The 8,385-nt window shown below is 69.3% G+C and carries 9 protein-coding genes; 2 read left to right on the top strand and 7 right to left on the bottom strand.

Features of this window, described 5'->3' with window-relative positions; translation table 11 throughout:
• From VNE62_03185 to VNE62_03170, 4 genes are all read right to left on the bottom strand, one after another.
• Positions 1 to 317: hypothetical protein (locus VNE62_03185; GenBank protein HVE91293.1), on the bottom strand; the 317-nt coding region annotated here is incomplete at its 3' end.
• Between the two features lie 30 nt (positions 318 to 347).
• Positions 348 to 2,186: an ABC transporter ATP-binding protein gene (locus VNE62_03180; protein HVE91292.1), complete on the bottom strand. Its 1,839-nt coding sequence runs from the start codon at positions 2,184 to 2,186 to the stop codon at positions 348 to 350.
• Complete coding sequence (locus VNE62_03175; GenBank protein ID HVE91291.1) at positions 2,183 to 3,907, bottom strand: ABC transporter ATP-binding protein; 1,725 nt, start codon at positions 3,905 to 3,907, stop codon at positions 2,183 to 2,185. Before VNE62_03175 ends, VNE62_03180 begins: the two co-directional genes overlap by 4 nt.
• 242 nt (positions 3,908 to 4,149) lie before the next feature.
• The gene (locus tag VNE62_03170) at positions 4,150 to 5,787 is read right to left on the bottom strand and encodes a DAK2 domain-containing protein (protein ID HVE91290.1); all 1,638 of its coding nucleotides are present in this window, start codon (positions 5,785 to 5,787) and stop codon (positions 4,150 to 4,152) included.
• Positions 5,788 to 5,814: 27 nt separating this feature from the next.
• On the opposite strand from VNE62_03170, the gene rpmB reads away from it, so the two are divergent.
• Both rpmB and VNE62_03160 read left to right on the top strand, forming a co-directional pair.
• Complete coding sequence (gene rpmB, locus VNE62_03165; GenBank protein ID HVE91289.1) at positions 5,815 to 6,006, top strand: 50S ribosomal protein L28; 192 nt, start codon at positions 5,815 to 5,817, stop codon at positions 6,004 to 6,006.
• A 33-nt stretch (positions 6,007 to 6,039) separates the two neighbouring features.
• A complete protein-coding gene (locus VNE62_03160; protein ID HVE91288.1) occupies positions 6,040 to 6,240 on the top strand; it encodes a cold-shock protein in 201 nt (66 codons plus the stop codon).
• 78 nt (positions 6,241 to 6,318) lie between these two features.
• On the opposite strand, the gene VNE62_03155 is transcribed toward VNE62_03160, so the two are convergent.
• The 3 genes from VNE62_03155 to VNE62_03145 all read right to left on the bottom strand — a co-directional run.
• Entirely contained in the window at positions 6,319 to 7,380 is a 1,062-nt protein-coding gene (locus VNE62_03155; protein ID HVE91287.1) for a DUF4190 domain-containing protein, read from the bottom strand.
• Between the two features lie 2 nt (positions 7,381 to 7,382).
• Complete coding sequence (gene thiD / locus VNE62_03150) at positions 7,383 to 8,171, bottom strand: bifunctional hydroxymethylpyrimidine kinase/phosphomethylpyrimidine kinase (GenBank protein HVE91286.1); 789 nt, start codon at positions 8,169 to 8,171, stop codon at positions 7,383 to 7,385.
• Positions 8,168 to 8,385: hypothetical protein (locus VNE62_03145; protein ID HVE91285.1), on the bottom strand; the 218-nt coding region annotated here is incomplete at its 5' end. The genes thiD and VNE62_03145, both read right to left, overlap by 4 nt.

Here is an 8,385-nt window from a genome sequence, read left to right as displayed (position 1 = left end):
AGCCCCATCGAGTGCATCTTCGCCGCGACCTTTGGCCCGACCCCAGGAAGGGTCTCCACGGGGTCCTGGAGCGACGCCGAGCCGCCGCTGGGCGGCGGTGAGGAAGGGACGAGCAGCGACAGGCGCAGGCAAGCCTCCTCGCGGTCGGCCGCGTTCTTCAGGCCGTAGGACGCAAGAGCCGCCATCGCCCAGGACCTGGCCGCTCCCCCGGCTTTGCGATCGGCGTGCAGGTGCCGCAGGACGCTGGCCGAGAACCCACCGAGCAGCCCACGGTCAGGACATCCCATCGCCTGCTCGCCACGCACCGCCTCGCGCATCGCATCAGCCTATGGGGGGGCCGGGACAGCTCAGGCCAGGGAGTCCTCCCAGGCCTGGGACAGCGCGGCCCACCGCCCGGGCTGGAGCACCAGGTCGCCGGGAGACCCGTCCTCGACAACGCCCCCGTCCTCGATGACGAGCACGCGGTCGGCGATCTCCACCGTCGCCAGGCGGTGGGCGATTATGAACGCCGTCCTGTCCCGCAGTACGACCTCCAGCGCCTCCTGGATCAGCCGCTCCGACGGCATGTCGATGGACGACGTCGCCTCGTCGAAAATGATCACCTGCGGGTCGGCCAAAAAAGCCCGCGCGAGCGCCACGAGCTGCCGCTGCCCGGCCGAAAGCCGGCCGCCGCGCTTGCGGACGTCGGTGTCAAAGCCTTCGGGAAGCTCGGAGATGAACCCGTAGGCCCCGACCACGCGCGCGGCGCGCTCGATGTCCTCGCGGGTGGCGTCAGGACGTCCGAAGGCGATGTTCTCGGCGACGGTGCCGGAGAAAAGGAACCCCTCCTGGGTCACGAGCACGATCGTCCGCCGCAAGTCGGCGTCGCTGAGGCAGCGCAGGTCCACCCCGTCGATGCACACGCGTCCGCGCGTCGGGTCGTAGAAGCGCGAGACGAGCTTCGCGATCGTGGACTTGCCGGCCCCCGTCGGACCTACCAGCGCGACCGTCTGTCCGGCCGGCACCTCGAAGGACAGGTGCTCCAGCACCGGCTTCTCGCGGTAGGCGAAGGTGACGTCCTCGAACGTGATGCGTCCGCCCCAGTGCTGCCTTGAGACGGCCGATGCCGGGTCGGGCTCCGCCACCGACGGCTCCTCCTCGAGCACCCCGGACAGCTTCTCAAGCGACGCGGAAGCGGCCTGGAAAACGTTGTAGACCTGGGACAGCTCCTGCATCGGCTGGAAGAACTGCCTCATGTACAGGACGAAGGCGACCAGCGTGCCGATCGGGATGTCGTGCCCGAGCACCCGGTAGCCGCCGTAGACAAGGCAGGCAGTGACCGCAAGGTCGCCCAGCACCTGAACCCCCGGTCCGTAAAGCGAGCTGACGCGGATCGACTCCATGTTCGCGTCGCGGTAACGGCCGTTGACGTCCTCAAAGATCTCCTGGTTGCGCGGCTCCCGACGGTACGCGTGGACGGCGCGGATGCCGCCGAGCGACTCCGTGAAGTGGATGATCACCAGGGCGACCGCTTCGCGGACCTTGCGGTACACGCGCTCGGACTCGCGCCGGAACCAGCGCGTCAGCAGGAACACCAGCGGGAACACCGAGAGAGTCACCGCGGCCAGCGGCGGATCCAGGAAGAACAGGATCACGGCGATGCCGACCAGCTGCAGGATCGCTACGGGCAGCGCGATCATCCCCGTGTACAGCAGCTCGGACAGCGCGTCGATGTCCGAGGTGAGGCGGGCGATGATGCGTCCGGACGTGTAGCGCTCGTAGAAGCTCACGCTCAGACGCTGGAAGTGGTCGTGGACGCGCGTGCGCAGGTCGTACAGGACGTTCTCGCCGGTCCGGCCGGTGACGCGCTGGAACCCGCGCAGGGTGACGGCGTCCAGGATCTGCATCACCGCGTACGCGGCGACGACCAGGAACAGAATCGTCAGCGGCTGGCCCCGGCGGGGTGCCCCGGCGACGAACGGCTCGATGCCGGAGTCGATCCCTAACTTCACCAGCAGTGGCCCGGCAAGGATGGCGGCCGCGTTGAGGGTAACGAGCACGCCGCCCATCGCGAACCCACGCAGGTGCGGACGCAGCAGGGAGCCGAGCAGCCTGCGGCTGCGACGGCGCAGGAATCCCGCCATCCCGCCGGTAACTTCCTCGGCGGTCTCCGAGGCGACTCCGCGCCACGAATCCACGGTGCTCATGCGTTCACCTCCTCGGCGGCGAACGGGTCGGCGACGTCCTTGGCCAGCATCTCGCGGTACAGCGGGACCTCCGACAGCAGATCGTGGTGGGTGCCGGTGGCGACGATGCGGCCCTCGTGCAGCAGCGCGACCCTGTCGGCCAGCAGCAGCGTCGAAGGCCGGTAGGCGATGAGCAGCGCGGTGCGGCCCTGAAGGATCGACTTCAGGGCCTCCTCGATCAGTGCCTCCGTGTGGACGTCCACCGACGACATCGGGTTGTCGAGCACCAGCACCCGGGGCCGACCGACCACGGCCCGGGCCAAGGCGAGGCGCTGGCGCTGTCCGCCCGACAGCGAGTAGCCCTGCTCGCCCACGCGGGTGTCCAGACCCCACGGCAGGTTGCGGACGAACACGTCGGCCTGCGCCGCCGCCAGCGCGTCCCACAGGTCGTCGTCGCTTGCGTCCGGACTTCCCATCAGCAGGTTCTCCCGGACCGACGCGCTGAAAAGGATCGGGTCCTCGAAGGCGACCCCTACGTGCGAGCGAAGCGAGTCCAGCGTCAGCGACTTGAGGTCGCGCTCGTCGAGCGAGACCCGGCCCCCGTCCGGGTCGTAGAACCGGCTGACCAGGGAGGCCAGCGTCGTCTTCCCGCTGCCGGTGGACCCCACGAGCGCGAGCGTCTCGCCGGGCTCGATGCGGAAGTCAACGCCCTTGAGGACCTCCGACCGCGTCCCGGGATAGGTGAACCGGACTCCTTCAAAGGCCAGCCGCCCGGCCGGTGTCGGCAGCGGTGTCGCTCCCGGCAGGTCGGCGACGTCGGCGGGCGTGTCGAGGATCTCGAACACCCGCTCCGCGGCCGCGGACGCCTCCTGGCCGTTGGACAGGATCCACCCGACATCGCGGACCGGCCACACCAGCATCAGCTGGAACTGGATGAAAGCGACCAGGGCGCCGAGGCTGAGCCCGCCGTTGACGACCCGCAAGCCGCCGAACAGAAGGATCACGACGAGGTTGGTGTTCAGCAGGATCGTGTTCAGCGACCACCACTTGGCCCGCAGCGACACACCGACCAGGGTTATCTCCCGCAGCTTCAGGGCCTGACGGCTGAAGATCTCAGAGCGCTCCCGGCTGCGTCCGTACGACTTGATCACGCGCACGCCGGTGGCGACCTCTTCGATGACCGTGGTGAGGTCTCCCTGCTGGTCCTGGGTGTCGCGCGAAATCTTGCGGAACCTCCGCGAAAAGCGGTAGCTCATCAACGCCACGGGGGCCGAGAACGCGATCGTGGTGATCGCCAGGCCCACGTCAAGGCGGAAGAGCAGGACGGTGATCCACGCGAACTGGACGGCCAGGATCACCAGCCAGGACAGACCGAAGCCCAGGAACCTGCGGATGCGTGAGATGTCGCTGACGGCACGCGACACCAGCTGCCCCGACTGCCACCCGTCGTGAAAGGACACGGGCAGCGCCTGAAGGTGCCCGTAGAGGCGGTTGCGCAGGTCGTTTTCGAGCCCGACCGCCGCCGATCCGAGCAGGTTGCGCCGGACAAACCACATGACGGCCTGCGCGAGGCCAAGGCCGAAGATCACAAGCGCGTAGGGGATCACCGACTGCGGCCGGTTGCCCCTGATGGCCTCGTCGATGTACCGCTTGACGACCAGCGGCGCGTTGACCTGGGCCCCCAGGGCGGCGATCGAGACCGCGATCGCCACCACCAGGTTGCGGCGGTAGGGCCGGACCATCGGGAACAGACGCCGCAGGGGCCCCGCCGGCCCCTTCGGGCGCGGCGGGCCGGGTCGTCGGCCTGTCGGTTCCCCCTCTGGCACGTGGCTCCTTACGCGTTCGAATACGGGCTTTCGATGGGCGGCGTGGGGCCCGGGGCGAGGAGAGATGAGCCATGTAGTTTACAGGAGGTTCCGCACCTGTCAAGGGGTGGGCCCGGTTGTACAGGGGGCCGTGCCATCCGGCACGAAACCGCTCGCTGCTACTCGACCCCCAGCAGGTAGGGGTAGTGCGGCTGTCCTCCGTGGTGCACCTCGACCTCCAGCGACAAGGCTGATCCGACTCTCTTGCCCAGCTCGTGGGCCGACCATTCGTCTATGCCCTCGCCGTAGACGAGCGTGACCAGGGAAGCGTCGTCGTCGGCCATCTTCTCCAGGACCCGCAGGACGCACTCGTTGGGGTCCGCTCCGATGGCGACCACCTCCCCGCCAGCCAGGCCGAGGCACTGTCCCGCCTCCACGTGCCCGGCCGGCGTGTCGGCGGTCCGCACGGCGAAGGCCACCTCGCCGTGGCGAGTGCGGAGCCCCTCCGTCGTCATCGCCTCGACGGCCTCCTCGATCGAGGAGTCGCGGTCCAGCGCGACCAGCGCCGTGAACGCCTGCAGCGGAGACTCCGTCGCAACAACCTCCACCCGCTTGGCCACACCCTCGTCGACGGCAACCCTGGCCGCCGTGCGCGCGGACGCGATGACGTTGCGGTTGTTCGGCAACACGATGACCTGCTCGGCCCGCGCCCGGCGGATGCCTTCGAGGATCTCCTCGGCGGACGGGTTGAACGTCTGGCCCCCCGGCACCAGTCCCTTCACCCCCATCGAGCGGAAGATCGACAGGATCCCGTCGCCTGCCCCGACGGCGACGACCCCCAGGGGGTCCAGCGGGGACGTGTCCTGTGGCTCGGGCTCCCCTCGCAGGCGGGCCAGCACCGATGCCTCGTGCAGCTCCGCGACCTGCCCTTCCAGCGACGTCACCTCGATCTGCCGCGGACGGCCCAGCGCCAGCGCCTCCTCAATGACGGGGCCGGCGCGGTCTGTGTGAACGTGCACGTTGTACGTCCCGTCTCCGCCAACCACCAGCACGCAGTCGCCGTAGCCCTCCAGGATCTGCCGGTAGCGCTCGGCCGCCTCGTCGGGGGCCTCGAACAGAAACTGCACCTCGAAGGGAAACTGCATCGATTCCGGCGCCTTCGCCGGCTGCGTCGAGACGACCCCCGCGGCGGCTTCCGGCTCGGGAACGGGCGTGCCGTCCAGCACGAACAGAAGTGACTCGAGCAGCAGGACGAACCCCCGGCCCCCGGCGTCGACCACGCCCGCCTGCGCCAGGACCGGAAGCTGCTCGGGCGTGCGGGCCAGCGCCTCCCGCGCGCGCCGCAGGACCCTCGTCGTGAAGGCCGCGGACGACCCTTCCTCGGCCGCCGCAGGCCCAGCCTCCTCGGATGCCTCGCGCACCACGGTCAGGATCGTGCCCTCTTGCGGGCGCGTGACCGCCGAGTAGGCCAGGTCGCTGCCTCGCCGGAGGCCCTCGCAAAGCGACGCGGGCGTCAGCTCGGCCCCGTCCTGAAGGGGCTCGCAGATGCCCCGCAGGACCTGAGACGTGATGACGCCGGAGTTGCCCCTGGCCCCCATGAGGCTGCCCCGGGTGATCGCGGCGGCAGGGTCCGGGAGCTGATCGAGACTGGCGGCGACCGCCTCCATGGTCAGCCTGAGGTTGGAGCCGGTGTCGCCGTCCGGGACGGGGTATACGTTGAGCGAGTTGATCTCCGCCTCGTGGCGCCGGAGCTGCTCGGTGAACTCCATCGCCCAGCGCCGGAGCGTGCTCTCGGGAGGACGGCCGGAGGCACTCATCAGTGGGCCATGCTAACTTTGTGCGCTATGGCGGCCAAGTGCGACATCTGCGGCAAGGGGCCGCGCGCGGGCAATAACGTAAGCCACTCGCAGCGCAAGACGCGCCGGCGGTGGCAGCCGAACCTGCATTCTCTGCGCGCGACGATGAAGGGCAGCATCCGGCGTGTCCGGATCTGCTCCTCATGCCTCAAGGCGGGGAAGGTCCAGAAGGTCGTCTAGTTCCGAGTGTCGCTTTGAAAGGAAGGGGTTCGCATGGCAACTGGCACCGTGAAGTGGTTTAAGGGCGAGAAGGGCTACGGCTTCATCACAGGCGAGGACGGACAGGATGTGTTCGTCCACTTCTCCGCCATACAGATGGAGGGCTACAAGTCGCTGGAGGAGGGCCAGAAGGTCTCCTACGACGTGTCCCAGGGAGACAAGGGTCCGCAGGCGACGAACGTCCGCCCCGCCTGACCCGGACGTCTACAACAACAGAGACCTGCCCTTCGGGGCAGGTCTCTTCATTTTCGCGACGGGCGGCAGCGCCCGGCGTCAGAACGTCGCGGGCGAGGGGGTGCTCCGGCCCGTCCAGGGGTCGGGTCCGAAGTCGGAGTCGGTGAAGGTGGACGGCCTGCAGTCCGGGGTCGCCTTGAGCGCGTAGGTCGTAGCCGAGCCAATGACGTCGCGGATCGCAAAGCACATCCCGGTGGCCGGGATGAACACCGCCATCCTCAGTTCGTCCTTTCCGACGATCTGGAAGCTCACGATGTTCGGCGACTGGCTGACGCCATCCTTGATGAAGGACATCCCGGGGTCGGCCATCGTCAAGTCCTGTTCGGTGAGCGTCCTGTAGTCCTCGCGATCGGTGTAGACGGTCTTGGCACTCGTCAGGGCCCGTCTCAATGACATCTGTGCTTCGCGGTCCGGCGATCCGGGTCCTTGGAGGTTTGGCGCCTGGAGGCCCGGCCCCACCATCACGTTCGGCTGGAAGGTCGACGCCTGCATCAGCACAAACCACGCGAACATCCCGATGGTGAGGGCCAGCCCGAGGAAACCGAGGACGATTCCCGCCAGCGCCAGTCCGGCCCCCGTGCGGGCCGGGTCCTTGCGGATCCTGGACCGCGCGATAAAGCCCGTGATGATTCCGGCGATGGCACCGACCGGCGGGCACATCAGGTTAGCGAGCGAAGCGACCAGCGACGTGATGGCCATCGGCTCCGTCCTGGTGTGGACGATCGGTGGCGACGGAGCGGACACGGCCGGGACCGCCGCAGCCTCCCCGGCAGACCTCTCCCGGGCCCCAGTCCATGCCGGTTCCCGCACCCCGGGTGCCGACTCCGCATCCAACGCCGGGGGTGCGTCGGAAGACTCGGTGGGCGCCGGGTCGGGCTCCCGCGGATCCAAGGGCTCCCGCAGCTCCGGCTCGGGCTCGGGCTCCCGCGCCACGTCTTCGGGAGCGCCCGGCTCGGCCCCCGCTCCGGGCTCCCTGAAGTAGTCCGCAAGCGGCCGGCCCGTCCCCGGCTGAGGGACCCGGGACGGAAGCGACCGGCCGCACTCCTTGCAGAACCGGGCGGCGTCCTCAGCCGAGGCGCGGCACTGGGGGCACAGTCTCATCGTCAGCCTGCCTCGAAAGCCGGGTTGACGGGCCCGATGCCGGACCCGATCTCCAGGTGGGCCTCGATGGCGCGGGTGACGAAGTGCTTGGCCAGGCCCACCGCGTCGGCGACGTCGAGTCCTTTCGCCAGGCCCGCGGTGATCGCGGCGGCCAGAACGCAGCCGGTCCCGTGCGTGTGCTTCGTCGGAATCCGCGGGGACTCGTAGCGTATGACCCGCCGACCGTCGGTCAGCAGGTCGATGGCCGACTCCGACCCCAGGTGCCCGCCTTTGAGCAGGACCCACTTGGCGCCCAGAGCGGCCAGCTCACGGGCCGCGTCCTCGTCCGGCGTCATCGACCCCAGCGGCCTGCCCAGAAGCGCCTCGGCCTCCGGAAGGTTCGGCGTCACCACCGTCGCCAGCGGGATGAGGGTGCGACGCAGCGCTTCAACCGCCGCCGGGTGCAGGAGAGGGTCGCCGTGCTTGGAGACCGACACCGGGTCGCACACAAGGTTCGGGATCCGAAGCTCGGACACCGCTGCCGCCACCGCTTCGACGATGGGGGCCGAGGCCAGCATCCCGGTCTTTGCCGCATCGGCGCCTATGTCCTGCATGACTGCGTCCAGCTGGGCACGGACGAAGTCCGGGGGCACCTCGTGCACGCCGCTGACGCCCACCGTGTTCTGCGCCGTGAGCGCGGTGATAGCGGACATCCCGTGGACCCCCATCGCCATGAACGTCTTGAGGTCGGCCTGGATGCCGGCGCCACCGCCGGAGTCCGAGCCTGCGATGGTCAGCGCGCGGGAAATCACCCGGCAAGACTACCCGCGGCGGAGGAGTCCCAACCTCCGACGGGCAGGGGAGTCTGCTCGCCATCCCGGACCAGCCACAGGCCCTCGTCCACCACCCGGCCCACCGGGTGCAGCGGCACGTGTGGGACGGGGGAGTCGAGCGCGACGAGCAGCTCGTAGTCCTCGCCGCCCCCCAGGGCCAGCTGGAGGGGGTCCAGCCCGAGAGACTCCGCCA

The sequence above is a fragment of the Actinomycetota bacterium genome (genome assembly GCA_035536535.1).
GTDB lineage: Bacteria > Actinomycetota > JAICYB01 > JAICYB01 > JAICYB01 > DATLNZ01.
Note: the sequence above shows the minus strand (reverse complement) of the source record. Positions and strands in the feature narration are given on the sequence as shown.